Source organism: Sphingobacterium sp. B29 (assembly GCF_001952815.1).
Classification (GTDB): Bacteria; Bacteroidota; Bacteroidia; order Sphingobacteriales; family Sphingobacteriaceae; genus Sphingobacterium; species Sphingobacterium siyangense.
Window position 1 is genome coordinate 432,657 of record NZ_CP019158.1, and the last position, 25,546, is coordinate 458,202.

Consider the following 25,546-nt stretch of genomic DNA (forward strand, 5'->3'; position numbering starts at 1 on the left):
TTTCTTTTTTCCTTCCTCTACGTTCGCTTTTCTATTCTTTTTTTTCCTCCAGTTCTTTTTTTTGCCGCCAACTCTTTGGCCTTATTAGCAATTATCGTATCCTGCGAGGTACCTATATTGACATAACTTGCATGGCCATTATGTTGCATATAAAACGTAATATCCCTACCCTTAAGTTCTTTGATCTGGCCAACTGAGTCCAGAAGATGATCAAAAACCATATTTCGGTACGTGCCACCTTTGTCCGACTCGTTTTTTTGCCAGGCATTGATTTCATTTTTAAAAAAGGAAAAGGAGCCGGCGAAGAAAATTACATATAAAATGGCACAGATGATTATTCCTGAGATTGTATGCGTATTGAAATAGATATTATAACGTCTTAGATTCATAATTTAGGTGATTATAGGTAGATAAATATGCTATAGAATATAGCAATAAGAAGCAGGTAAATGCCCCATATTATCCAACCGTTTCGTGAAAGAAAGGCGATAAGCAATAGCACACCCCAAGCGATAAAACCTGTAACATAAGCCGTAATCAAAATGTCTGTTTTATCAAATACTTTTGTTAGGCAAAGATGGAGATATAACATCACGAAATAACCACCAAAGAATCCGGCGGTCAATTTGAGGAAACGTTGGAATGGGCTGCTCAGATATTTTTTATTGGCCGGCATGTTTTAAAAAATAAAAAAATTCAAAAAGAAGGGCGATTAGAAGGACAGCTGTCAGTTGTTTCCACTGAAAATATCGATAGGGCCATAAAAGTACAACTAGGCTGAAGAATCCCATGGTATAAGCGCCAAAGGCCAGTGTTCCTGAGAGTATGCCCTGCAGATAGATGGTCAGTATCCATGCCAGTCCGAGAAGGACAATGGCTAATATTCTTGAGCGGTTTTTATCTTTTGCAAGATTCAACAAGAGGCTGGGGCCTTGTGTTATTTTGACCTTTTCGGAGGAACAGTACCAGAAAAAGCTACCGGTGAAAATAAGCAGCAATAAAAATGTGTACATAGTGAGTTCTGTTGATTTATGGATATACCCAATATGCTATGAATTCGCATATTGGGTATACGATTATCAGTTAAGAAAGACTAGTCTAGGTGTTCGATTGCGGTAATCGTACCACCTTCAACTTTTAAGCCTTTGGTCGCTGTTGCAGCCGAGGCATCGATCTTATACACATAGCTCTCTCCAGAAGTCAGGTTTACGCCAATGTAGCCTGTTTTGCCATCTTTTTTGCTATAGTTGTTTCTTTGGGTAAATGATTTTACCTCATCTGCTTTTGGTAAACCCGATACAATTTTAAATGTTTTGTCTACGACGTTTACAGCTGCAATTGTTGTCGTCGCGCTGTAAGTGCCATCGGATTGTTTTTTCTTTGAACTTACGATGAAATTATTTCCGCCAACATAGGTCCAGTTAACGATGTTATAACCACCAGAAATCTCAGCCACATTGAAGAAATAGTTTTTATCAAATTCCGTCGTACCTGAGGCAATACGTAGGATCGCTGAAGGGTTAGTTGTCGAGATTTCCGTTACAACTGTGGGTGTAGAACTTATTAATTTTTTAGCATTCGCCGCAGAAAATGCATAGATGTCACCATTTTCTACTGTACCTAGACCGTTGGTAAAGTATTGGCCTATATAGCTTGTACGCTCATCTGAAAAGACTTTTTCAAGCTTCATCTCCGGATAAGAAAATACAGCAACCCAAGCTTTGTTTGGGTATTTTGTTGTAAAAGAAGAGTTTTCTATACAAAAGAAAGGTGCATATACTTTATTGCCTACTTGCGTCAACCAGCTGAAATAGCCAATTTCGCCATTGTTGGCCAGTTCCAGCGCATTCAATGATCCTTCTCCCACAATAGACAGGCTATTGGTGTTGACTCGGTACCAGGTGTGAGTTGGTGCCGCCAGATTTCTGGACATTTTAGTCATCAATACATCTTCTTTGACCGCCGCAAATGCGGCTACAGTTTCCGACTGAAAATTTGTCAATTTTTTTAACTTGCCTTCTGTTAAATTGTAGGCCGTCACTGCTCCTGGATTACCTTGTCCGTATAAGAAGCTGAAGAATTTGTTGTTAGTTGTCAAATAATAGCGGTAAGTTCCGTCTTGCTCGATTCCGTTACCGAGGATCGAAACTGTTCCCTCATCAAGACTATTAGCCGTAACCAGGTAGTCTGCTACGCCAGTGCTTGCAATTGGAGTTACTGCAACGATATATTTGCTGCCACCATCAGTGCTTTCGCCTCCAGAAGATTCGCTTTTTGAGCAAGATCCGAATAAAATAGCTGCTGCTAATAGGGAGAATAGAGATTTTGTTTTCATGTTTGAAATATTTATAAATTATTTTGTTTGTTGAAGAAATAACGTAAGTTGAGGTAGAAACCGCGGCTTGGCTTTTGTAGACTGAAATTGTCAACCAAACGGTTGTCCGTGAGGTTTTTGCCTTCCAGAGCAATATTGTACCGACCATTTGCGATGGAGTATACCACATTGGCATCTACACTTAACTGTGTCGGGATTTTTCTCTTTTCAGCATCTGCGTCGGTAGAACCTAGGCCTGGCCAATACAACCAAAACTCATGAACATACAGGAGGTTGGCTCCAACATTTAACCGGTTGTTTTTGCCTCCGAGCTCTGGAAAAATAACTGACGCGTCCAGATTGCCAAATAGATAGGGAATATTTGGCATCTGATTTTTGTATAGTGGACTTACGCCTGTGTAACCAGGCTCTACTTTTTGCATATTCTTGACAGATTGATAAGTGGCATTTAATCCAGCCATAAACCATCTTTTGTGCGAGTAGCGCAGATCTAAGTCGCCACCGATTGATCGAACGCCATCTCTATTGTCCGATACATATTTGGACTGGTTGTTGTTCAACCGTTGATAAATAAAGTCGTCCGCGTGACGATAGAAAGCATTGGCTATTAAGGCGAAGCGATTGTCCGGATTCAAATTGAAATCATAAAGTACCCCTAAATTCATGTTGTTGCTTTTCTCTGGTTTCAAACTAGCATTTCCCTCGTAATTTTCTACATCACCAAAAAGTTCTGTTGGTGTAGGCATTTTGGTTGTGAGTTCATAAGATCCCTTGATCTGTAAAGTCGGAGCTAGGTAATAAGAAAGGGCTGTTCCATATCCTAATCTTGAAATGTTCTTTTCCAGCTCATTATTGCCGCTCGTATTATGTTGGTTGTAATGTTTTAAAAAGGCATTCAAACTAAATCTATCTTTGATATCGTATTGATAACCGAAGGATAAAACATTCTTTTGACTTAGCTGAGCACGTTCGTTAGCTGCGTTCTGTGGATTTACCTCATCCTGACCGCTGCGTTTGAAGGTATTAAATACGTTTGTCAGTGATAGACTTTGTCTTTCCGAAAGTTTATAGTTAATAATGGCATTTGCTACCCCAGCATTGTTTTTGTATTTGTACATCGAGTAGGAACGTTCGCCGCCTGGTCCGTCGAGATTTTTTCTATTGCCATACCAGTCGAAACGGGCGTGAACAGTGTCAATATTCTGGTTGCTTCCCAAATTGATGTTTCCGTTAATAATCACATCTAGTCCTTTGGTCAGGAAGTTGTTCTTTTTATACTTAAATGTCGGCATTACCGTAGTACCTCTATTGTGCCAACCGCCAAAGACAGATACCATACGAGCTCCTGTTTGTATTTCCTTATAGCTTTGCCCTAGGACGACACCAAAGAGAAGTTTATCTGCATAAGGTTTATTAACGATACCGATATTCGCGATAAGCGATTCGTTATGGTAGGTATCATGGAATCTTTTAAGTTTAACTCCCTCTTTATAAACCCCAGTATTAATGTCAGCTACGTCGACGGTGACTTTATAATTATTGTCAGAATAATTTTGAAACGCATTCAATTGGAAGTATAAGCCTTTCTTTGTTGTATGAGCCGCATTAATCACGGTACGGTGTGTGTTAAAGGATCCAAAAGAGTAGCTGGCATCTACATAACTGTTCATGCGGTCACCTGTAACAATATTCACTGCCCCACCTAAGGCATCCGAACCGAGCCATACTGGTACGACACCCTTGTAAATCTCGATCCTTTCTGCGATATTGATTGGAATATTATTAATTTGGAATGCCGACCCGAAGTTCTCCATTGGGATACCGTCGATAAAATAACGAATCTGATCCCCATTAAAGCCATTCAGCATCAGATTGAAATTAGACCCAACACCCCCGGATTCCCGGACTCGTACACCTGCCACACGATCCAAGGCACTTGAAATATCCATTGTGGTATTGTATAGTTTTGTCGCATCGACTGCCGTCACATTAAAAGCTTGTCGATTCACTTCCTGAGCTTTGGTGCGGCCAAAGACTTCGACCTGATCAATTTCTTTTTGATCCGATATCAACTCAAGGTTTAAATTGTTCTCGCCCGTTTTAAGAACGATGGTTTTTGATAGCTTTTGGAAGCCTACAGCCGAAGCACTGATTGTAATGCTTCCCTCTTTGATATTTTTGATCTCATAGTATCCATTTTCATCAGTTGATAGGTTGACTTTCCCTATTCGCACGGTTGATCCCGCGATGCCCTGTTGGGTCTGGGTTTTTACAAATCCTTTGAGTGATGCTGAGAACTGTTGTGCGTTTACTGTGCAGTGAATAAAAAGGAGAAATAAGATACTATGGAACTTTATGTTTTTCATGATGGATTGATCCGATGATCGTTTATACACTTGTTAAATATTTATTTAGATTAATTATAAACAACGCAAATGTATGAATATTCTTTTTCCTGACAAATCATTTGTTAAAAAATGTTATTTTCTTAAAACCTTTTTTTCTTTTCGGCTGTTTTATTAACGTTTTTCAATAGGTAGTAAACACGCTGGCACTCTCCATAGTTAGCGTGTTTTTTTTATTGCGGATCAACTTAAATTATTTATGTTTGTTTTACAAATGTTTCAACTATGAACTTAGAGCCTTTAAAACAAACAGGACGTTTGGCCACCATAGCACTGACTGGACTTTTTGTCTTTTCCTGCAAAAAGGATAATCCTAAACCCGAGCCCGAGCCGGAACCAGTGGAGCGTACCGAAGCACAGCTGATTAAGGATGATATCTATAAGTATTATAAGTTATATTCACTTTGGGATAAATCCATTCCTGATTATACCAGTGATCCTTCTCAATTCACGGATAAATATGGTTCAGCAGATTTGGTGCTCGATGCGCTGAAGAAGATGACGCCAGCACATACGGCTTATCCAAATGGAGTCTTTGACCGATTTTCCTATATGTTGGGACTAGATGGTTATAATACCGGAGCAGCCGCTTCTGGCAGGCTTAAGATGGATACGAACGATGGGTACGGTCTTTATTTTCAGTTTGGAACAGAAGACGGTAAAATTGCTTTTCCTATTATCTATTTTGTAGAAGGTGGTTCACCCGCGCAAAGAGTAGGTTTAAAACGGTCGGATTATATTACTGCTGTAGGTAATGACACAGATTATTCATTGGCTGTAACCTGTGAGGGCGAGAATTGTAGCTTTAATAGAAGCGATATGGATAAAATTCAGAACAAACTGAATGCTGCCTTGGACGCTGGTACACTTAAGCTTCAGGTGAAACATCAAGACGGGACAACAACCACTAAGGATCTTACATACGCGAATGGTTATACCATTGACCCGATCTATAAAGATTCGATCTACACGTATAATGGAAATAATGTTGGGTACCTCGCTTTATCGTCTTTTGAGGAAATTGAGAATAATAATGTCAATCAACAAAAGATTGATGCAGCTTTTGATAAATTCCAGGCTCAGCAGGTTAAAAGTTTAATTGTTGATTTACGCTACAATGGCGGTGGTTATGTTGACGCTTCTGCTTATGTCGCCGATAAAATTGGCGGAGCCATAACGAAAGGAAAGCTGATGCTAACCTATGAGGTGAACGATTATATTAAAGCGACACCGAGCATCAATAAAATGTTTCAGGATACCAAGTTTGAGGGCAAAAGCAATCTGAACTTGAGTAAAGTTTATTTCCTGGTGAGTGACCGTACAGCATCGGCAGCGGAAATGTTAATTAATGTGCTCAAGCCCTATCTGCAAGTTCAGATCATAGCCTCTGGTGCGCGTACATACGGTAAACCTGTAGGCTTTTTTGAGCAGGTTGTCCAAAAGAAGGTGTCTTTCTGGCCAGTTTCCTTTCTTTTGAAGAATTCTGCGAATTTTTCAGACTATTGGGATGGGTTGGTTCCCGATAAAAGCAATATAACAGATTACGTGTTTGTCGATGTAGGCGATAAGAAGGAGACCATGCTGGCGACAGCATTGAACGATGCAGCACCGGGTATAACCACCAAAGCTTCTATCAATGCAGTAAGCCGAAAGGGCTACCGCACGCTTGACCAAGGCGAGGTTAATATACGACCAGACCGTGGCATGATCAAGAAACGTTAATCAAGGAACATTCGCCTTGTGTTCGTACTTTGTTCGGACAGCGTTCGGGGCTGATCAATACGTGTAGAAACTTTGTGCAGATCCTGACCAGATAATTCCTGTTCAGGATCTGGTCAAGGTCTGTTGCATATTGGGTCAAAGTCTGTCCGCATCCGAAGCAGGTACGAACAAAGTACGAATCTGATCCCTTTTATTCGTTCGAAAAAAGATAAGAATGGCACAGTTCTGCTGCGGCAGCATCCGGCAAACATTTTAAGTAGCCAACAGGAACCTGAGCGATGATTTTTTCAAGAATAGTATTCATGTTGGAAAATAATTCCTTGTTCCACCGGATGGAAGTACAGCTCGGCAATACAGCGATAAAGCCTTTAAGTCCAGTTTGCCATTCGAACTCATTCTTAGGAGCCTGTTGCAAGCGAACGAATCCTTGTAAGGGCAGTTGTTCATTTTTATAACACGGCGTCTTGCCGCTCCAAGGTGTTCCATAAATTAATATACCTTCATCGCTTATTCGAATAGCTGGATTATCGTCGTTGAGTAAAGAGGTGTTTGGGATATGTTTTAACCAAAGGCGGCTATGTGTACTCTTACCGGTACCGCTCTTGCCTAAAAATGCGACACCTCTGCCGGCGTGGTTTGCAACAGAAGCGTGGATCATGATGGTGTTATGCAGTAGGCTGGCTTGCCCAAAGATCATCATTGCCATCCAGGTAATAACGCCGCCCTGTTCATCCGCTGTGCTTGCAGGAACATAAAGTAAAGAACGTTCAAAGTTGCGGTCACTTTGGAGGTACCAGATCCCATTGCCCTGTTCGTTGCTGATTGTTGTGATGAAAGTATCCTCTTTTTCATAAAAGCGAAATCGATCTCCCCATGCAATGGACTCGTCTGTCCGAAGTATACCCATATCCTCAGGTATCGGTGCTTTTGCTACACTGAAAGTGATACTAATGTCTGTTTTTTCGGTGGGGTTTAGCCATTGGAAGTCGCGAAACGAAGGAAGAAGCTGGGCTAGCGGATAATCTGCAGGATGATTAAACTCCAGTATTAATTCCGCGATGCGGTAGCGTGTCTGGGATAATGTTAATAGTTCCGGTATCTCCATAAATGCAATGTAAAAATGAAATTCGTCGTTAAGTATATTGATAAAATCGGTTGTATGAAGGCATAACAAATTCAACCTACGGGCAAATTACAAAACAAAATCAAAAGTTTCATAAAAAGATCGTCTGATCAATTTGTTATGCCATAGATTGTGACAGATTTTCTAAACTAATGGACTCATTTACTTTTCTTATCCGATAAGGTCGTGCTTTTTTTGAGCTTCTGTATCCTTCTTAATTCTTGAATGATACTAGAAGGGAGTATTTCGTATTTTTCTACAGCTTCTTCAATAAATAACCTACCTTCTAATATACTGGCCACTGCCATCTGAAGCCTTTCTTTGAATGGGGGCTTCGCAGCATTATGATCTTCTTTTTTGCGTTTACTCTGCATGTTGATAAGTTTAGGATAATATGTGTCTTTTGTTTTATTATTTTGTTTAAAAAGCCTTAAAGTTTCTTTTAAAGAAAATATAATAACAGAAAATAGCTCTAATGAATTTGTATTATTAAGTTTAAGATTGTTATGACTTTTTAATGAGAGGAATATTAATTTGGATATAATAGACTGGATAGCCATTAAGCTTTTGGCTACCCAGTTTTTTGATTTAGTTTTTAATTATTGACAACTTGTCTTACACAACGAATATTTCTTCCTTCCATTTTATCCAAGTTAGGATAAGTAACATTTCCCCAAGAGAAAAGCCAAGCCAATCGAGTAAAGGAAGATTTAACGGCATAGGCTGTGTTTGTATCGTAATTATTTGAAGTCCAATAATGGCATTCACCAGCAGCCAATGCACCCAGTAAAATACCAGCAGGGCTTCCAGATACAGAGCTTCCGCCAAGAGAGGATGCTTTGGTACGGTACCCTCCGAAGGATAGCGTGAGATTGTTGTCGTCATAAGCGGCATTTGCAGGGTTATCACTGTCACGATTCCATATATAGGCATATTGCGCGCCCCAAAGAAGCCCTAAAATTTCTTTTTTATCATCAGGTTGACCAATGGATTCCCATTCTTGTTTCGTAGACATTCGCCAGGTGCCAGCTGGATAAACCGAAAGACATGGATCGGTGTTACCGGAAGCCCCTGTCGGAGTGGCGGATTTCCAGTTCCAGAATTCTGTATCTTTCGTAGCAGCGGTTGATCCACCGGGATTCGATTTTAACCGGTAGCTGTCTGTGTGGGATGCATCATAGATCAAGTTTGATCGTGCCCACAATACGCCCTTCACTTTAACAGGCGATTCGATCAGTCGGATACTCATCGAGTAGGTGGACCCAATCGTTGGGGTATATGCATTTGGGAAAGTGTATGTATTTGCATTGAATGTACGTATGCGAGCATCGTCTAATGTGACTTTTAAGGTGTTAAATTTAATCTTTAAGCTATTAGCTGCGATAGCATTGGTATTTAAGGTGAAAAAATTGGCAATTTTTACAGTCCCTGTTGGGTTGCCGCTATCTTCGACCATTGCTGAAGCCAAGACTGCACTATTCACGTCAACCACATTAGTAAATTGTCCGGTCAATATATTAAAGTCGCCCATTTGCAACACCGTCGTATTGCTGCTTCCTTTTACCAATGACATACTTGTGCTGTTCTCAATCGTGCCAAAAAGACCACGAACGTTCAATTTTGCTTGAATGCGTGAAGTCATCCGTTTGAATATGATGTCAAGATAATTTGCGCCATCGAGTGCATTGAAACTGCCCGATGCATACAGAACATCTTTATTTTCAAGGCTCGAACGGGCGATGATACCCGAGCTCGGAACATTAGGCATACTGCTATTTTTTTGATTCAAGGATACGGCATACCAAGTGTAGGGTTTGTATGCGACAAGCTCGATCTGTGGATTTACGCCAGAAGTAACTTCCTGATTATAGACTAATGTATTAGTATTGTCGTATATTACTAAGCGAAATTTTACGCCTGTATCCATAATGGAAGCGGCAGCCTTTAATCCATTTGTAGTTGCCTTGCTTGTCGCATTAGCTGCTGTCTGAATCACAGTCGATGTTTGCTGTGCCGCTATACTTGCTTCTTCGGTATTGATTAATGCGTCTACATCACCCAGCGAGACAATGGGCTGTGCAGATGTGCTTGTGTTGTCATTCGCCGCAGCTTTTGTTGCGGCTACAGCCAAGTTGCTCGAAACGACCTCTTCAATACCTTTGACGCCTACATTTAATATGGCTCCTTTAACTGATGGAGTCTGCTCTTCTTTTGATGAGCAGGAAAAAAATGCCGCTGCTATGCCTAGCATGAGCAGAGGTTTATATGCTTTAAATATGTTCTGTAATGACATAAGTGTTGTATTTCATTTGAATGTTTAAACGCGATTATTGATACTCTTATTTTTCTATCGTTTTGCGATACGACATTTTATATATCAAAATCTTTGCTGTTATTGCCTTTATCGGTCCAGTCCTCGACTTTAGGGTTGTTTGGTGTGGAAGAACTCCCAGGATTAATTGTTCCTACGGAAGTTGCCGCAATACCTTGCTCCATGTCAATAGCCAAAATAGACAGGTTGGGAGCACTGTAAGGTTTACGTGTTAATTTTCTTTTCATTATTAAAAAATTTAAAATGATCGTTAGCTTATCGCTCTGTAGTAAAATGGCCGTTATTGCTTACGAAAGTATTAATATGTTTTTTGGAATGGCTGATAATCAATGTTTTTAATTATTTAAATAACGGATCGGCCACAAGTTGTAGCGGAACAGCTACAAAATGAAAATTAGATTTTGTTATTTCAATAAGCATCTTTAACTATAATTGCGTATTTGAATTTAATTGTCGTTAACCGAAATATGGATGGAGTTAATAAGAATTTGGTACTTAAGGCTAGCTAGATAGGCAATTAAACATTGACGGCCTACTTAGTTTTATTGATTAAACTATTTGCATGAGAAACAAGAAAAAAATGTTTAAATAAAAATTATTCATTCATGCTTGTGTCGAAAGTAAGAGAAGATCTTTATTCTGTGGCTGTTCCGCTACAAAGTAGTAGTGGCACTACTACAAAACTACTTGTAAACGAAATAAAGCATACCGGTAATACCTTTTTAATGCAAATTAGTATCGTCTATATTATTATGGGTGCTCTAAGTTGCTAGAACAAGAGCCAACTGATGAGCTAATTACAAGCCAAATTGATAGTAGAAAATGAACTTGGAAATGGATTATAACGACTTATTTACGCTGATTAACTGTATTCTTTCAGTGGTGAACTTTATGTTGTTGATATTTTTTGTACTACGCTATAAGCAATCTCGGCAAAACCTTAATAGGAGTTCTATTCCACTGGTTGACGAAAATGTTATGGACAACAGCAAAGAACCAGAGATAACATGTGTGAGAGACGAGCTCAAGCGCACAGAAGTTCTCATGAGTAAGGTGACGGAAGACCGCTTGGTTGAGCAGTTTGAGAAAGCGCAGGCTGCCCGGTTTTTCCTAAAAAAAGGCGTCAGCTTGCAAGATCTCGCTGATTTGTTAGGGACCAACCAGCGGTATGTATCTTATATTTTAAATCGTTACGTTGGGCTGGATTTTAATAATTATATACAGCAGGCTCGTATTGAATATTTGATTCATTGTGTCGAACGTGATCCGGATCTGCTTAACGTCAAATTCTCTGTTTTGGCCGAAAAGGCCGGCTTTTCAAGCATTAGCAAATTCTCTTCTGTATTCAAAGCGGTAAAGGGTATTCCGCCCTCGGAATATTTTCAACGTTTGCGCATGTCATTATAGTGGCTCACCGCGCATTTAAAGATTTCTCTCTTCTTTACTGTAGCTTTTAAAGTTTTATTCTCTGTAATACATATTACTTCTATTCTCCGCTATTGAAAAATAGAGCACATTCTAGGTACTCGATTCTTTTTAATATTCCTATTAGTACACTCAATTAAGCGGCATCCGAACTATCAGATATCACAATATATGTCGTTATTCTATTTTAACAATGGGGATAAGGAGATGATTTGGTTCTTCTTTTTTAACCATACGTTATAGTTAGCGGAAATCTATTCGCTAATCTAGTTCTATTTGGTGAATTAAAGAATTACGCGACATGGAGTTGGTTTCTATTTTGTAGCTTAATCGCTACATTTTGAGTGTGTTATGATTTTTAGCTATTTTAGAGGCTTACCACTGGCCGAAATTTGATTTCCATTAAAGGAAAAAATGTCTTTGCTAATAGGTAAATATATGTTTCAAATTTCTTCAATCCGGTGTTTAATACATGATTTCCTTTAAATTAAACCTTGTTCCCTTCATTTTTTCTGAAAATGGAAAGTCATAGGTATTAGACGCTATAGCGCATTAAAAGTTTGTTTTGGCCAATTTTGTTGAGAATAACAAAGCAATATTATCAACTATTATTAAACAACTATTTTGACCGAAGATGATTTTGAAAAAGACACTCTTAATGCTTTTAGCTGTCGCGGGCGCCAAGGTTGCCCTGTGCCAGCAAATTGATGTAAAGCCAGATACGGTAGTCTCCGTATCTAAAGATCGCTATCAGATCGAAACAAACCGCTTCTGGGACAACTGGTATATTAATGCCGGCGCTGGCGCCCAAATTTATTTTGGTGATCACGATAAGCAAATGAAATTTTCCGAACGGCTGACACCTAGTTTTGAATTCAACCTTGGCAAATGGTTTAGCCCAGGAATTGGAGTAAGGGCAGGTGTTACGGGCTTTAAAGTGAAAGGACTGACACAAAATGGAAGCCATTCCACCGGCGTTCAGTATGCAGGAAAACCTTGGGATGGATATTGGCTATACAATCAGGAATTTAATTATTTCCACATCCATGGAGATGTATTATTCAATTTATCCAATATCTTCTCAGGCTACAAAGAAGATCGTTTTTATAACATCAGTCCTTACCTAGGATTGGGCTGGATGGTTACAAACGATGTCCCTTCTCAAAAAGAAGTAAGCGCCAACATTGGTATATATAACAGTTTTAGGCTCAGTGATGCCCTTGATCTTACGTTTGACGTGCGCGGAGCTATGGTAAACGATCGATTTGATGGTGAAACCGGTAACCGTAGTCAAGACGGAAATCTCAGTGCTGCACTTGGACTGACGTACAAGTTCAAAAAGCGGGGCTGGAAAAAACCGAGCGCTGTTGTGATCACTTACAGTGATGAACTTTTAAATAGTCTGCGCGAAAGGGTACGCAAGCTTTCTGAAGACAACGAATCGTTAAAAGCACAATTGGCTTCATCGCAAGGCAAAACCATTACCGATATCCGGGTGGAGGAAAAAATATTGGCTGCACCTATACTCGTTACCTTCCCGATCAATCAAAGTGTTGTGAGCAACGAAGCCCGTGTCAACTTAGGCTTTTTTGCGAAAGTGATTCAGGCTGGGAATAAAAATATTACGTATAAAGTGACGGGCTATGCAGACAAGGGGACAGGTACTAAAGCCATTAACGATCGTCTGAGCCGTGAGCGTGCGAAGGCTATTTTTGATGTGTTGGTGCAAGAGTTTAATGTGTCACCGCAGCAGCTTGAGTTGGGGTATGAAGGAGGTGTCGAGAATATGTACTACGATGATCCACGTCTAAGCCGCGCAGTCATTACCATAGCCAAATAATCTGTTTCTAAAGTAGCCTATATCTATTCAAATGAAGTCAATCTATTTATATCTCGCTTGTATGCTTTCAATTTCCTTGTTCGCCTGTCAGGGCAATGGCCGTTATCCTGATAAGCAGCAGGGAAAATTGAAAGCTTCACCAGCAGCGTATGAATTTATAGACATTGAAGGTACAAGGCACTTGCTGAAAGATATTAGGGGAAAGTACAAGCTTCTGTTATTTTATGATCCTGCCGCTACGGAAAGTCAGCAGGAAGTTGTTGCCATGAAGCAATCTGTGCCTTTGGCGCATTTAATCGCATCGGGCAAGGTAAATGTACTGGCTATCTGTGCCTCTGGCGATCTAAGTTTTTGGAGTACATATCAGAAGCATATTCCATCCCGCTGGATCAATGGATTCGATATTAAAGGGGAAACTCGTATGAAATCCTATTTTGGGATCAATTCCTTTCCTCGGCTGGTCTTATTGGATGATAAGAACGAGCTGGTTAAAATGGCGGTGAGTCATGATTCGCTGATTAATCTCCTTGAAAATTAGATATAAACGGGCATTGACCTAGAATTTTTATAACAATAGATTTAGATAACCATGAACAGTTTGGAGTTGATGAAGTATGGGGCTGTGCTTTTGCCTTTTCTTTGTGCCATGCTATTGAGCTGGGGGATGCTCCCCTATATCTTGCTGATTTCTTACAGAAAACGTTTGTTTGATCCCGTAGATTCGCGAAAATTGCACCAGCATATCATCCCCAGGCTTGGGGGTGTAGCTTTTGCGCCTATTCAGTGCTGTATACTTGTCATCACTTTTGTCAGTCTGTATAAGCTCAATATCGGCAATGTCGATCTACAGGTAGCTTCTTGGATCATCCTGCCAAGTATGGCTTTATTGGTATGCGGTCTTGTTATCCTATTTATGATCGGTATCGGCGACGACCTGATCGGGGTCAGTTACAAATGGAAATTTGTCGCCCAGATTATGGTAGGCTGCCTCCTACCACTTAGTGGTGTCTGGATTAATGACCTATATGGGCTGGGCTTTATTATTAGCATTCCGGCCTGGATAGGAATGCCATTTACGGTATTTGTTGTAGTACTGATTATCAATGCCATTAATCTGATTGATGGGATAGATGGTCTATGTTCCGGTGTGGTGACGATAGGGTTGGCTGTTTTGGGAATTCTTTTCTCCTATTATGGCGCTTGGCTACATGCAATTTTTGCGTTTATCACCGTTGCCGTGCTACTTCCTTTCTTCTATTTCAACGTTTTTGGAACGGTACGGCGCAGGCGGCGCATATTTATGGGCGATACCGGAAGTATGACGCTGGGGTTTTCCATTGCTTTTCTGGTGGTCAGTTTCGCTATGAACAATCATTTTATCAAACCTTTTTCGGAAGGAGCCATTGTGGTCGCCTTTTCGACCTTGATCGTGCCGGTACTGGATGTGGCTCGGGTGATGTTTGTACGTTGGCGTACCGGTAAGCCGATCTTTAAACCCGATCGCAATCACCTTCATCACAAATTGCTGCGGGCGGGATTGAGTCGCCATAGTGCCCTCATTTTTATCCTCCTGATGACGCTGCTTTTCTGCTTATTTAACATCCTAGCAGTACAGTACGTCAGTAACAACCTGGTTGTGCTGATCGATCTGCTCTTTTGGGGTGGCTTTCATTACCTGTTCAATTTACTGGAAAAAAGACAGCTCATCGCTAGACTGCAATTATTTATCAATCTATAGCAAGTAAACATTAAAGATGAAAATAGCCCTAATTGGTGGGTCAGGTTTCTTGGGAACGAGACTGACCGAACTACTGCTTTATACCACAGATCACGAAGTCGTGATTATAGATAAAGTAATAAGTGAAAAATATCCCAAGCTTACCCGAATCGGGAATGTGCTGGATCGGGATGCTTTGTGTGGTCTTCTTCAGGGAGTACACCAGGTAGTACTACTGGCGGCAGAGCATCGGGATGACGTTACCCCCCTATCAAAATATTATGAGGTCAACGTGAAGGGGATGGAAAATACCCTATACGCCATGGAAGCCAATTCCATTACGCGCATTGTATTTACAAGTTCTGTTGCTGTGTATGGATTAGGAAAAGAGAATCCGAATGAGGCTACGGCGGTAGCTCCTTTCAATGCCTATGGCGAGAGCAAGCTACAGGCCGAAAAGGTTCTGGAAAATTGGTACGCAAGCCATGCCGATTGGAACATCCAGGTGATCCGGCCTACGGTGATTTTTGGCGAGGGCAATCGTGGCAATGTATATAACCTGTTGCAGCAGATCGCCTCCGGCCGATTTATGATGATCGGTAAAGGGAACAATCAAAAGTCCATGTCTTACATCGGCAATATTGTTGCTTTCATTGCCTATCTAATTTCGGAAGAATCCATGGGGTTCGATCTGTATAATTATGGCGATAAGCCCGATCTAACCACCAATGATTTGGTGTATTATACAGGTAAAGTGTTAGGTAAAAATATTCCTACGCTACGCATACCTTATGCACTTGGCCTCTTGGGCGGCTACGCTTTTGATGCGCTGGCTTTTATTCTTCGCCGCAAGTTTGCGATTAGTTCCGTTCGTGTCCGCAAATTTTGCGCTGTCACACAGTATGATTCGTCGAAAGCTATGGCGAGTGGATTTCAGCCACCATTTCTTTTGCAGGAAGGGCTCCTTCGTACTCTTGAAAGCGATTTTTCAGCTTACATTAAAATCAACAGCCAAATTGCGAGTTATGAAAACAGTTAACTTGATCTATTGGGACGGGAAAAATTTTGGGGATGCGCTAAGCCCCCGATTGATCGAAGAGTTGACAGGTCTTCCTGTGCAGTACAAAAGCTGGGATCCTTCCGCCATTGACCGTTTAAAGAACCTATGTAGGAAGTTTTTACGTTTTCGTTTTTCGGGCGTTCGTAGCATTCTTTGGCCTTCTCAATCATCCTTGATTGCGGTAGGATCAGTCATTCGCTGGGGGAATAGTAAATCATCGGTTTGGGGCGCGGGATTTATGAATGCCGACGATCCTTTTGGAGGGGGGCGCATTTATGCTGTTCGCGGAAAGTATACCAGTCAAAAGCTGGAGGCTATGGGCTTTCCTCCTTGTACTACCTTCGGTGATCCAGCCTTGTTGCTCCCCCTTTGGATTCGTGGCAAGGAAAGAAAAACGAAGCAGCTCGGTGTTATTCCGCATTGGAAAGAGGTGGATACTTTTCGGGAGAAGTTTGGACCGGATACTAATCTGATCGATTTTCGAACGGCCGATGTTGAGCGTATTGTCCACGAGATTACGGACTGTGCATATATCCTTTCATCCTCCCTTCATGGCCTTATCGTAGCCCATGCCTACGGAATACCGGCATTGTGGATTAAAATGGGCTATATCGATACCGACGGATTTAAGTTTGACGATTATTTTAGCTCTGTTGGTATCCCTTCCTATCAGGGATTTGAGCAGCTGGATGACATTTTGGCCAGTGAAGAAGGGTGGATGAGCTTGTTTGCGTCCCATTGGGACAAGGCGAACTGCCAAGCTGATCTTGACGATCTGCAGCGCAGGCTTTTAGCTGCTTTCCCTCTTCCTTTACAACCAAAGTACCAGGCACTAACCAAGCAATTGGCTTAATTACCGATTTCAGATGGAGTTAAAAAAACAAGTCGCGAAAGGAGCAATCTGGGTATTTATGGACCAATTTGGGGTTCAGCTAGTCTCATTTGTGGTCAACCTGGTATTGGCCCGCCTGTTGATGCCGGCAGATTTCGGGACGATTGCTTTATTCAATGTGGTCATTAATATTTCATCCGTCCTGATCAACGGGGGCATGAGCAGCAGCCTGGTACGTACACAATCGGTAGATGAACGCGATTTATCCACCGTCTTCTGGTTTAACATGGCTACGACAGTCCTGTTGTACCTTATTGTATTTATAACCGCTCCCTGGATTGGCCAGTTCTATAAGCTACCCATCCTGGCGCCCATTATTCGCGTTTATAGTATTGTGCTGATCATCGATAGCTTTGTGCATGTGCAAGCGGTTCTTTTTGATAAAAAATTGGATTTTAAGACCACCTTCAAAGTTCGTCTGCCTTCAGTTATTGCCGGAGGAATTGCCGGTATTGGCTTTGCGCTGGCAGGAATGGGGGTCTGGTCATTGGTTTATTCCGCCTTGCTTCAAAATCTCCTATATACCCTTCAATACTGGTTTTACAGTGACTGGCGGCCTACGTTTACATTTGACCGGGAAAAATTTAACTATCATTTTGCTTTTGGATTTAGGCTTACGCTCTCTGCGCTGCTCAATGTGATTTTCAATAATGTGTATTCCATTGTGATCGGAAAGCGATTTTCGGAAACAACGTTGGGTTATTATAATCGAGCAGAGTCACTGAAAAACTTACCTGTCAATAATATTTCAACGGCATTGAACAAGGTTACCTATCCCTTATTTGCTAAGTTTAGCACAGATAATCAGCAATTACGCCATGCCTACAGGCGTGTTCTCAAGCTGGTGATTTTTATTATCGCACCTACGATTTCGCTGATGGTTATTGCGGCCGAACCTATTATCCGGCTCTTGCTCGGTGCGAAATGGTTGCCGGCTGTCCCGTATTTTCAGCTGATGGCATTGGGTGCACTTTTTCAGCCTATTCATAACTATAATCTAAATGTATTGCAGGTCAAAGGCCGTTCAGACCTTTATCTAAAGCTCGAAATCATTAAAAAAATATGTATCGTGATTGCTGTTGTACTGGGCTTAAGGTATGGGGTGTACGGTTTAATATGGGGGCAGGTTGCCGTTTCTGTTGCTTCCCTATGTATCAATACCCATTATACGGCCAGATTTCTCGATTATTCGATGCGCCAACAGCTGTATGATCTGCTCCCTAGTATTTTCATATCCTGTGCACTTGGATTCGCCGTATGGTGGGGTACTGGGCTGCTTCCGTATGAGCTTACGGACGTGATGGAAGCGCTACTGGTTTTGTCCACCTACATCGTAGGATTTGCGACGATATGCTGGCTTATTCAACTCGAGGAATTCCGGTTTTTTAGCGGCGTACTCAACAGTGCATGGAAAAAAATATCAAGTTACAAATAATAGCAACCTAATGATGAAGAAGTCGATCGTAAAAACAGCCTGGAGTATGCTCCGTGAACAGAAGATCTTGCGAAAACACCGTAAGGTTGCCGCGTTTTGGGATCAGATGATCGCGCGGGAGCAGGCAGGTCAGCTCGAATATTTTCCACTTCAGCCAAAAAAAGATCTACCTGTAAATAAAGTCATTTGGCAATATTGGGGGCAAGGTATACAATCGGATCGACTGCCGGATGTCGTCAAAATCTGCTTTCAGTCGGTCGATACCTACCGGGCTGATTATACCGTCATCCGTGTAGATGATCATACTTTGGCAGACTATCTCGATATACCCGATTTTATATGGTCAAAAAGAAAGGCGGATATTATCAGTCGGACTTTTTTTTCGGACATTATCCGGCTGGCGCTATTGTATGTCTATGGGGGTGTATGGCTCGATGCCACAATTTTGTTGAGCGATCAGTTACCGGTTCAATTATGTGAACAGGACTATTTCGTCTACCAGAGAGATGCGCAGGAACCCTATGCCGACTATTGGAAAAATAGCTACGCCTACTACTGGGGCTGGCATGAAGACTATAAGGTAAAAATGCTCAACAGTATTATTTTCGCAAAGAAGGGATATGCCCTGCTCGGCCAGCTATGTCATCTGCTTTTCAATTACTGGAAAGCGGCAGATGGCGCGCTCGATTACTTCTTTTTTCAGATCTTGCACGAGCAGTTGCTGCCCGTTGAAAAATCTTCTGAGCAGGGCCTTCGTATCAGTGATGTTGAACCCCATCTTTTACAGAACAAGCTGTCCGGAGGCAATTACCCGGTCGCTTACGCCGATATTTTTTTGCGGACCAGCATCCACAAGCTGACCTATTTTCCCGATGCTACCATCGCGCATCTCAAGCAGATCCTGAGCCAGACTCAAGCGGAAACTCCCGCAGGAAAGGATAAGGGTATATAATATGGACAGCTTAAAACATGCTTACCTCATTATGGCGCATACCGAGTTTGAGGTGCTCCATACCCTTCTGTTGTGCCTGGATGATAAACGTAACGACATATACATACATTTTGATAAAAAAGTAGCGCAGTTGCCCAAGCTGGCAACGCATCATGCGACGCTATACCTCCTGAAAGAACGTGTCGACGTGCGTTGGGGGGACGTTTCTGTGGTGGCGGCAGAATATCAGCTTTTTGAAGCCGCTGCAAAGCGGCAGAAATACGCTTACTACCATTTATTGTCCGGTGTCGATCTTCCACTTAAAAGTCAGGACGAGATTCATGCTTTTTTTGCTGCACATCAAGGACAGGAATTTATCGGTTTCCAGAAAGGGGATTGTGAAAAGGAGATCGACCGAAAAGTACGGCGGACACATCTGTACCCCAGCAGATTTAGAGCAGGCAAGGGAATTTTTGCCTATTGGTACCGTGCTGCACGTGCCCTTAGTTTACGCTTTCAATGCCTGTTTAGGCTCCGTCGCAATCGAGATGTAGACTTCAAGAAAGGAACCCAATGGGTCAGCCTGACCGACGCATTTGTCCGCTATGTATTGGCCCACAAAAGTGCGGTGCTCAAGATGTATCAAAACACCTTCTGCAGCGATGAAATCTTTATACAGACACTCTGCTGGAATTCCAGTTTTCGGTTGAAGCGGCATCATACGGATAGCGAATATCACGATTGCCAGCGTATGATCGGCTGGCACAATGGCGAGCTGACCGAATGGACGAATGCCGATTTCAATCGCCTGATTGCTTCCGATCTATTGTTTGCCCGCAAGTTCAGCGGGAGGGATATGGAACTTGTCGAACGAATAGTTGAAAAGGTGCGAGCTAAACAGACTTCCACTTCAAATTAACCTTATGAATATACTACGACGCTGCTACTTAACGATTAGATACAGGCTCTTCAGGTTGTTGTTGCCCTTTCCAAAAATTCATACCAATGAAGAGACGCTGGAAAAGCTGCTCCATTCCAATCTTTCGATGGCCCGATTCGGCGATGGCGAATTCCATATGATTAATCAGACCGAACACCTGGGTTTCCAGAATATGGACGAGAGGCTATCACAGCGACTCCGTGCTATTCTGAGCAGCAACAGTGCGTGTTGTATGATCTGTATCCCCTTTGGCTTACGCTCGGTGAAGCATCTTAATGCGCAGGGCAGTTTTTTCTGGCGTCAATTTGTGGTGTTTCATTACCGAAAATATATTCCCTATCTGAATTATTCACGACCCTATTACGATGCCTGTGTGACCCGTCCTTATATCGATTGGCTGGATAAGTCCCATAGCGGTAGCTTTTTTTCCAGGCTCAAGGGGCTCTGGCAAGAGAAGAATATCTTAATTGTGGAAGGTGAAAGGAGCCGCCTTGGGGTGGGGAACGATCTGTTTTCAGGCGCAGCGTCGATAGGCCGTATAATTACCCTGGCTCAACAGGCCTTTACCTGTTATGATGCCTTGCTTGCGGAGACAAGGCGTCTGGCAGAAGCCTATGACCTGGTGTTGCTGGCGCTTGGCCCGACGGCGACAGTACTCGCTTATGATCTTTCCCAGTTGGGGCTGCGTGCACTGGATATTGGGCATGTGGATATCGAGTACGAGTGGTTTCTGCAGAAAGCATCTAAAAAAGTAGCCATCCCTGGCAAATATGTCAATGAGGTGAAGGGGGGCGACCGGCAAGAGGATCGGGCAGATCAACAGTACGAGCAGGAAATTGTAAGCCGCATTTTTACACTTTAACCCATCAAAAGCGAAATGAAGAGTTTACCCTTAGTCAGCATTATCACCCCGGTCTACAACGCACAGGAGACCCTCGAACGGACTTTAGTGTCACTCCGTCGGCAGACCTATGGACATATTGAATTTATCTGTGTCAATGATGCCAGTGCAGATCTCAGCTTAGCGATGCTACAGGTATTTGCCGATGCGGTGGGCGCACAAGATGGTTTTTCAGCTAAAATTATTTCTCATACTAAAAATAAGGGGGTTTCTGAAGCCCGTAATACCGGGCTCAACCATGCTTCGGGCGAGTTTATTCTCTATGTCGATGCAGATGACAGTCTGGAGCCCGATGCGGTGGAAAGCTGTGTGAAGGAAGTACAGCGTGGTCAGGCAGACATCGTGTACTTTCAGTGGTGCCTTGTTTTTGAAAAAAGTGAGCGTACGATGCTGCAGCCTTATTGTGCGAGTCCTTTGGAAGCCATACAAGCCATGTTGGCCGGACGTATGCGCTGGAATCTTTGGTTATTCATGGTGCGGCGATCGCTGTATGAAGATCATGCTATCCGTTTTATACCGGGAGCCAATATGGGTGAAGATCTCTTGGTCACGCTAAAATTGTTTGTCCATGCTGCGCGCATCAGTTTGCTGGACCGCATATTGTACCATTACCGGCAGGATAATACGGGGTCTATTAGCAAAACTTTCTCTGTGCAGCATATGCGGGAGGTTGAAACGAATATCTTGGAGGTCGAGCGCTATCTTCGGGAAAGTAAATATGCACTGGAAATAGGTCCTGGGATCGACTTTCTAAAATTGACGATCAAATTGCCATTGCTCGTCACGGGGCAAAAAGCGGACTATATCCGCTGGACCAACTGGTTTAGTAGTTCCGACCGCTATATTCTCCAAAATCGCGCAGCCTCGCCGCATACGCGCCTGTTGCAATGGTTCGCTTCCAAAAGGCAATACTGGGCGGTGCGGGTCTACTACCTGCTTGTACTACGTTTCATTTATGGTGTCATTTATAAATAACGCTATGATAAAGGTACTTATGATCTGTTTTGTCGGCCTGTTGGTGAGTTGTTATTTTTTCTCTTTCGGGTTTACATTTTTGCCACCGGCGGTCAATACGAAAATTATTTTAGCGGGTATTGGAGCACCACTGCTGTTTACACAGCTTTTTCGCTCGCGACGGGTCGAAATAAGCCGGCAGCTGTTTACGGCGACCGGATTAGCTATTGTTTTTTCGCTGGTTTGTTATATTGCAACTGACCTCAACCGCACAGACGATTTTGCATATGCCACCTATTACCTGAGTTTTGCAATATGGCTTCTTGCCGGTTATACGGTAGTTTTTGCGATCCGTCAGGTACATGGGTATACTAACTTTCATATCCTCACTTACTATCTCGCCGCTGTTTGTCTCGCGCAGTGTATTCTGGCGATATGGATCGATAGCTCGCCGGCCGTGCAATCGCTGGTGGATCGCTACATCGAGCAGGGGCAGGCCTTCGCCCAGGAGGTCGACCGCCTTTATGGCATCGGTGCCTCCTTAGACAATGCCGGCGTGCGGTTCTCACTGGTGTTGATCATGCTTTCCGCATTGTTTACACGAGACCTCTTTCAAAAAAGGACCATGTGGCTGACGGTGATCTTACTGATTCTCTTCTTTGCCATCTTAATTCTGGGCAACATCATTGCGCGGACCACTTCCATTGGCGGAGTGATGGGACTGCTGTCCATATTTTTCACCACGGGGCTTTTCCACCGCATTATCCGTGTGGAGTTTGTCCGGTTTTTTACCGTTCTTTCTATCCTTATGCTGGTTTCAATTCTTGTGGCCATGTACTTTTATACACATAATGAGCTTTTCCGGGGCTATATGCGCTTTGCTTTTGAAGGTTTCTTCAATTATTACGAGACCGGGGAGTTTCGTACCGATTCGACCGACAAATTGAGCACTAACATGTGGGTTTGGCCCAAAGATATGCGCACCTGGCTGATCGGTACAGGCCTTTTTGATGGTTGGATCTTCAACACCGACATCGGCTATTGCCGTTTTGTACTCTATTGTGGCATTGCCGGATTCAGTGTCTTTGCCAGTTTTTTTATATTCAATGCCTTATCATTCCTGTCCAGATATAAACGTTATAAACTTTTGTTTCTTTCGTTATTGGCATTCTCCTTTATCATCTGGTTTAAGGTCTCCACCGATATATTTCTGATTTATGCCCTGTTTTATGGTGTTGAAGGCGTGCAGGGCTCTTTGTTCACTTCCAAATCTACTGTCGAAAATGAAAATAGTCTATTCAATCTTGGGAACGTATAATGCCGGGGGCATGGAGCGCGTACTGGCCAATAAGGCCAATTATCTGGTCAAATTGGGGCACGAGCTAACGATTGTAACGACAGATCAGAAAGCGCGCGAGCCTAATTTTGAGCTGCATCCGCAGATACGGCATGTAGATCTTGGTATCAATTATACCGATGATGATGGCCTAGGGATTTTTCGCAAAATGCTCTCCTATAAGCGTCGACAACGTATCCACCGGGAGCGGCTTGAAGCATTCCTTATGCAGTTAAAGGCCGATATTGTGATCTCCATGTTTGATCACGACGTCAGTTTCATGCACGAGCTTAAGGATGGGAGCAAGAAAGTCCTGGAAATTCACTTTTCAAGGTTTAAACGCTTGCAGTACGATCGTAAGGGGCTCTGGAAAATAGTGAATACATGGCGCACAGCCCAGGATCTGGCATTGGCGAGGAAATACGACCACTTTGTGGTACTTACCCATGAAGACCTGACTTATTGGAAAGGGTTAAAAAATTGTGTTGTTATTCCCAATGCACAGACGTTTTCACCGCCGCAGCGGGCTACCCTTACCGAAAGGCGTGCTATTGCTGTCGGGCGGTTCGATTATCAGAAGGGATTTGACCAGCTTATTTCGATCTGGAAGGTTATCCATGCGCGATGCCCCGACTGGAAGCTCGACATCTATGGGCAGGGCCCTTTGAAAGAAGCAATGGAAGCCCAGATTCATGAGTTGGGATTGGAACAGCAGATTTCGCTTCATGCACCGGTCAAGAATGTTATGGACGTTTATATGCAAAGCTCGCTGGCTTTGATGAGCTCCCGCTACGAAGGGCTGCCGATGGCCTTACTTGAGGCGCAGGCCTGCGGTCTGCCCATGGTATCCTATGCCTGCAAGTGTGGACCACGTGATATCATCAAACCGGGTAAGAATGGATTTTTAATTGCCGAAGGTGATCAGGAGGATTTTGCCGATAAGGCATGTCGGCTGATGGAAAATCAGCAACGGAGACAGCAGATGGGACAGGTGGCATGGGAAATGGCCGAAAGTTTTGATGAAGAACGGATTATGCGGCAGTGGATTTTGTTATTTGAGCGCTTAATGAAAGGAGAGAAACGATGAGAAAGACGATTGTTATCTCAGCGGTAAATCTCGTGGAGGCCGGACCTTTGGCCATACTCAGGGAATGCTTGGCCTGCCTGTCGATTATGGCAGTAGCAGATAATTATCGGGTTATTGCTTTAGTATATAAGCAATCACTGGCCGATTTTCCAAATATTGAATATATCGAAACGCAGTGGCCAAAAAAACGCTGGGTCAATCGCCTATGGTATGAATATGTCTCGATGCGGTCCATATCCAGACAGATCGGTCCCGTTTCCCTCTGGTTTTCGCTTCACGATACCAGTCCGTCGATCATTGCCGAACGACGGGCCGTATACTGTCATAATGCGTTCCCTTTTTATCGTTGGAAGTTGCACGATCTACTTTTTGCGCCGAAGATTGTGCTGTTTGCGCTCTTTAGCAAGTATATCTACCGGCCCAATATTCAGCACAACAATTATTTGGTTGTACAGCAGCAGTGGTTACGTGAGGCATTTCATCGGCTATTTGCTATACCCACGACTAAAATTATTGTAGCTCCAGCTAGTGTCACCGCAAAAGCTGTGTCGGTTTTAGAAAAAGAGGAAAAGCCCGGCTTTTACTCCTTTGTGTTTGCTGGATCACCGAACAGTCACAAGAACTTTGAAGTGATCTGCCAGGCGGCAGCACTGCTCGAACAGCAGGGGCTTGTGCACTTTAAAGTACATCTAACCGTGAAGGGTGATGAAAATAAATATGCGCAGTGGCTTCATCGCAAATGGGGGCATCTACAATCGCTTGATTTTATGGGCTTCGTCACCCGTGAACAGCTTGAAGTTTACTATGCCAGCAGCGACTGTCTTATTTTTCCTTCAAAAACGGAGTCCTGGGGACTGCCCATTACGGAGTTTTCCGCTTATGGCAAGCCTATGTTACTGGCCGATTTACCATATGCGCATGATACTGCCGCGGGAAGTTCGTCTGTATCGTTTTTTGACCCCGACGATCCGCAAGCTTTAGCTACACAAATGGGCGCACTTATGGGCGGAGACGAGTCTTTCTTGCATGCCGTGGCAAAGGAAAAGCTGGTTGAACCCTTCGTATTAAACTGGACCGATCTATTTCATAAGCTCTTACAATAGCACTATTA

24 protein-coding genes are annotated in these 25,546 nt (G+C 42.8%); 15 read left to right on the plus strand and 9 right to left on the minus strand.

Annotated features, from left to right (window positions below; translation table 11 throughout):
- Positions 1-17: 17 nt before the first annotated feature.
- The 5 genes from BV902_RS27935 to BV902_RS01905 form a co-directional block, all read right to left on the minus strand.
- Positions 18-389, minus strand: coding sequence for a PepSY domain-containing protein (locus BV902_RS27935; protein ID WP_075990527.1), 372 nt, complete (start codon positions 387-389; stop codon positions 18-20).
- Positions 390-400: 11 nt separating this feature from the next.
- Complete coding sequence (locus tag BV902_RS01890) at positions 401-676, minus strand: hypothetical protein (RefSeq protein ID WP_075990528.1); 276 nt, start codon at positions 674-676, stop codon at positions 401-403.
- Positions 663-1,013: a hypothetical protein gene (locus BV902_RS01895; RefSeq protein ID WP_075990529.1), complete on the minus strand. Its 351-nt coding sequence runs from the start codon at positions 1,011-1,013 to the stop codon at positions 663-665. The genes BV902_RS01890 and BV902_RS01895 overlap by 14 nt, the downstream gene beginning before the upstream one ends.
- 80 nt (positions 1,014-1,093) lie before the next feature.
- Positions 1,094-2,335: a DUF4374 domain-containing protein gene (locus BV902_RS01900; RefSeq protein WP_075990530.1), complete on the minus strand. Its 1,242-nt coding sequence runs from the start codon at positions 2,333-2,335 to the stop codon at positions 1,094-1,096.
- Between the two features lie 11 nt (positions 2,336-2,346).
- A complete protein-coding gene (locus BV902_RS01905) occupies positions 2,347-4,701 on the minus strand; it encodes a TonB-dependent receptor (protein WP_075990531.1) in 2,355 nt (784 codons plus the stop codon).
- Between the two features lie 264 nt (positions 4,702-4,965).
- Between BV902_RS01905 and BV902_RS01910 the strand changes: the two genes are divergently transcribed.
- Complete coding sequence (locus BV902_RS01910) at positions 4,966-6,462, plus strand: S41 family peptidase (protein ID WP_075990532.1); 1,497 nt, start codon at positions 4,966-4,968, stop codon at positions 6,460-6,462.
- 190 nt (positions 6,463-6,652) lie between these two features.
- On the opposite strand, the gene BV902_RS01915 is transcribed toward BV902_RS01910, so the two are convergent.
- The 4 genes from BV902_RS01915 to BV902_RS01930 form a co-directional block, all read right to left on the minus strand.
- Positions 6,653-7,567: a hypothetical protein gene (locus tag BV902_RS01915; RefSeq protein ID WP_075990533.1), complete on the minus strand. Its 915-nt coding sequence runs from the start codon at positions 7,565-7,567 to the stop codon at positions 6,653-6,655.
- 176 nt (positions 7,568-7,743) lie between these two features.
- A complete protein-coding gene (locus BV902_RS27510) occupies positions 7,744-7,959 on the minus strand; it encodes a hypothetical protein (protein ID WP_172840626.1) in 216 nt (71 codons plus the stop codon).
- A gap of 221 nt (positions 7,960-8,180) precedes the next feature.
- Positions 8,181-9,836 (minus strand): hypothetical protein, encoded by a 1,656-nt coding sequence (locus BV902_RS01925; protein ID WP_083663429.1) that lies wholly within the window; start codon positions 9,834-9,836, stop codon positions 8,181-8,183.
- A 119-nt stretch (positions 9,837-9,955) separates the two neighbouring features.
- Entirely contained in the window at positions 9,956-10,144 is a 189-nt protein-coding gene (locus tag BV902_RS01930; RefSeq protein ID WP_075990536.1) for a hypothetical protein, read from the minus strand.
- A 607-nt stretch (positions 10,145-10,751) separates the two neighbouring features.
- Between BV902_RS01930 and BV902_RS01935 the strand changes: the two genes are divergently transcribed.
- The 14 genes from BV902_RS01935 to BV902_RS02000 all read left to right on the plus strand — a co-directional run bounded on the left by BV902_RS01935 (position 10,752) and on the right by BV902_RS02000 (position 25,538).
- Positions 10,752-11,324: a helix-turn-helix domain-containing protein gene (locus tag BV902_RS01935; protein ID WP_172840627.1), complete on the plus strand. Its 573-nt coding sequence runs from the start codon at positions 10,752-10,754 to the stop codon at positions 11,322-11,324.
- A gap of 658 nt (positions 11,325-11,982) precedes the next feature.
- A complete protein-coding gene (locus tag BV902_RS01940; protein ID WP_075994573.1) occupies positions 11,983-13,182 on the plus strand; it encodes an OmpA family protein in 1,200 nt (399 codons plus the stop codon).
- Positions 13,183-13,213: 31 nt separating this feature from the next.
- On the plus strand, positions 13,214-13,720 hold the full coding sequence (locus BV902_RS01945; RefSeq protein WP_157625838.1) for a thioredoxin-like domain-containing protein: 507 nt from the start codon (positions 13,214-13,216) through the stop codon (positions 13,718-13,720).
- A 51-nt stretch (positions 13,721-13,771) separates the two neighbouring features.
- Positions 13,772-14,920, plus strand: coding sequence for an MraY family glycosyltransferase (locus tag BV902_RS01950; RefSeq protein WP_237241912.1), 1,149 nt, complete (start codon positions 13,772-13,774; stop codon positions 14,918-14,920).
- Positions 14,921-14,936: 16 nt separating this feature from the next.
- The gene (locus tag BV902_RS01955; protein ID WP_075990539.1) at positions 14,937-15,938 is read left to right on the plus strand and encodes an NAD-dependent epimerase/dehydratase family protein; all 1,002 of its coding nucleotides are present in this window, start codon (positions 14,937-14,939) and stop codon (positions 15,936-15,938) included.
- Entirely contained in the window at positions 15,925-16,812 is an 888-nt protein-coding gene (locus BV902_RS01960; RefSeq protein ID WP_075990540.1) for a polysaccharide pyruvyl transferase family protein, read from the plus strand. Before BV902_RS01955 ends, BV902_RS01960 begins: the two co-directional genes overlap by 14 nt.
- Before the next feature lie 13 nt (positions 16,813-16,825).
- On the plus strand, positions 16,826-18,286 hold the full coding sequence (locus tag BV902_RS01965; RefSeq protein ID WP_075990541.1) for a lipopolysaccharide biosynthesis protein: 1,461 nt from the start codon (positions 16,826-16,828) through the stop codon (positions 18,284-18,286).
- A 10-nt stretch (positions 18,287-18,296) separates the two neighbouring features.
- Positions 18,297-19,238 (plus strand): capsular polysaccharide synthesis protein, encoded by a 942-nt coding sequence (locus BV902_RS01970; protein ID WP_075994575.1) that lies wholly within the window; start codon positions 18,297-18,299, stop codon positions 19,236-19,238.
- Between the two features lie 31 nt (positions 19,239-19,269).
- On the plus strand, positions 19,270-20,136 hold the full coding sequence (locus BV902_RS01975) for a beta-1,6-N-acetylglucosaminyltransferase (protein WP_237242141.1): 867 nt from the start codon (positions 19,270-19,272) through the stop codon (positions 20,134-20,136).
- On the plus strand, positions 20,096-21,019 hold the full coding sequence (locus BV902_RS01980) for a GT-D fold domain-containing glycosyltransferase (RefSeq protein ID WP_157625840.1): 924 nt from the start codon (positions 20,096-20,098) through the stop codon (positions 21,017-21,019). Before BV902_RS01975 ends, BV902_RS01980 begins: the two co-directional genes overlap by 41 nt.
- A 15-nt stretch (positions 21,020-21,034) precedes the next feature.
- The gene (locus BV902_RS01985; RefSeq protein WP_075990544.1) at positions 21,035-22,033 is read left to right on the plus strand and encodes a glycosyltransferase family 2 protein; all 999 of its coding nucleotides are present in this window, start codon (positions 21,035-21,037) and stop codon (positions 22,031-22,033) included.
- A 4-nt stretch (positions 22,034-22,037) separates the two neighbouring features.
- On the plus strand, positions 22,038-23,330 hold the full coding sequence (locus BV902_RS01990; protein ID WP_075990545.1) for a hypothetical protein: 1,293 nt from the start codon (positions 22,038-22,040) through the stop codon (positions 23,328-23,330).
- Positions 23,296-24,435, plus strand: a complete 1,140-nt coding sequence (locus BV902_RS01995) for a glycosyltransferase family 4 protein (protein WP_075990546.1) — start codon at positions 23,296-23,298, stop codon at positions 24,433-24,435. Before BV902_RS01990 ends, BV902_RS01995 begins: the two co-directional genes overlap by 35 nt.
- The gene (locus BV902_RS02000) at positions 24,432-25,538 is read left to right on the plus strand and encodes a glycosyltransferase family 4 protein (RefSeq protein WP_075990547.1); all 1,107 of its coding nucleotides are present in this window, start codon (positions 24,432-24,434) and stop codon (positions 25,536-25,538) included. The genes BV902_RS01995 and BV902_RS02000 overlap by 4 nt, the downstream gene beginning before the upstream one ends.
- The last annotated feature ends 8 nt before the right edge of the window (positions 25,539-25,546 follow it).

Bases quoted from the DNA above. Each gene is read 5' to 3' on its own strand.
- BV902_RS27935 (WP_075990527.1), bottom strand. From the start codon at position 389: ATGAATCTAAGACGTTATAATATCTATTTCAATACGCATACAATCTCA.
- BV902_RS01890 (WP_075990528.1), bottom strand. From the start codon at position 676: ATGCCGGCCAATAAAAAATATCTGAGCAGCCCATTCCAACGTTTCCTC.
- BV902_RS01895 (WP_075990529.1), bottom strand. From the start codon at position 1,013: ATGTACACATTTTTATTGCTGCTTATTTTCACCGGTAGCTTTTTCTGG.
- BV902_RS01900 (WP_075990530.1), bottom strand. From the start codon at position 2,335: ATGAAAACAAAATCTCTATTCTCCCTATTAGCAGCAGCTATTTTATTC.
- BV902_RS01905 (WP_075990531.1), bottom strand. From the start codon at position 4,701: ATGAAAAACATAAAGTTCCATAGTATCTTATTTCTCCTTTTTATTCAC.
- BV902_RS01910 (WP_075990532.1), top strand. From the start codon at position 4,966: ATGAACTTAGAGCCTTTAAAACAAACAGGACGTTTGGCCACCATAGCA.
- BV902_RS01915 (WP_075990533.1), bottom strand. From the start codon at position 7,567: ATGGAGATACCGGAACTATTAACATTATCCCAGACACGCTACCGCATC.
- BV902_RS27510 (WP_172840626.1), bottom strand. From the start codon at position 7,959: ATGCAGAGTAAACGCAAAAAAGAAGATCATAATGCTGCGAAGCCCCCA.
- BV902_RS01925 (WP_083663429.1), bottom strand. From the start codon at position 9,836: ATGCTAGGCATAGCAGCGGCATTTTTTTCCTGCTCATCAAAAGAAGAG.
- BV902_RS01930 (WP_075990536.1), bottom strand. From the start codon at position 10,144: ATGAAAAGAAAATTAACACGTAAACCTTACAGTGCTCCCAACCTGTCT.
- BV902_RS01935 (WP_172840627.1), top strand. From the start codon at position 10,752: ATGGATTATAACGACTTATTTACGCTGATTAACTGTATTCTTTCAGTG.
- BV902_RS01945 (WP_157625838.1), top strand. From the start codon at position 13,214: ATGAAGTCAATCTATTTATATCTCGCTTGTATGCTTTCAATTTCCTTG.
- BV902_RS01950 (WP_237241912.1), top strand. From the start codon at position 13,772: ATGAACAGTTTGGAGTTGATGAAGTATGGGGCTGTGCTTTTGCCTTTT.
- BV902_RS01955 (WP_075990539.1), top strand. From the start codon at position 14,937: ATGAAAATAGCCCTAATTGGTGGGTCAGGTTTCTTGGGAACGAGACTG.
- BV902_RS01960 (WP_075990540.1), top strand. From the start codon at position 15,925: ATGAAAACAGTTAACTTGATCTATTGGGACGGGAAAAATTTTGGGGAT.
- BV902_RS01965 (WP_075990541.1), top strand. From the start codon at position 16,826: ATGGAGTTAAAAAAACAAGTCGCGAAAGGAGCAATCTGGGTATTTATG.
- BV902_RS01970 (WP_075994575.1), top strand. From the start codon at position 18,297: ATGATGAAGAAGTCGATCGTAAAAACAGCCTGGAGTATGCTCCGTGAA.
- BV902_RS01975 (WP_237242141.1), top strand. From the start codon at position 19,270: ATGGCGCATACCGAGTTTGAGGTGCTCCATACCCTTCTGTTGTGCCTG.
- BV902_RS01985 (WP_075990544.1), top strand. From the start codon at position 21,035: ATGAAGAGTTTACCCTTAGTCAGCATTATCACCCCGGTCTACAACGCA.
- BV902_RS01990 (WP_075990545.1), top strand. From the start codon at position 22,038: ATGATAAAGGTACTTATGATCTGTTTTGTCGGCCTGTTGGTGAGTTGT.
- BV902_RS01995 (WP_075990546.1), top strand. From the start codon at position 23,296: ATGAAAATAGTCTATTCAATCTTGGGAACGTATAATGCCGGGGGCATG.
- BV902_RS02000 (WP_075990547.1), top strand. From the start codon at position 24,432: ATGAGAAAGACGATTGTTATCTCAGCGGTAAATCTCGTGGAGGCCGGA.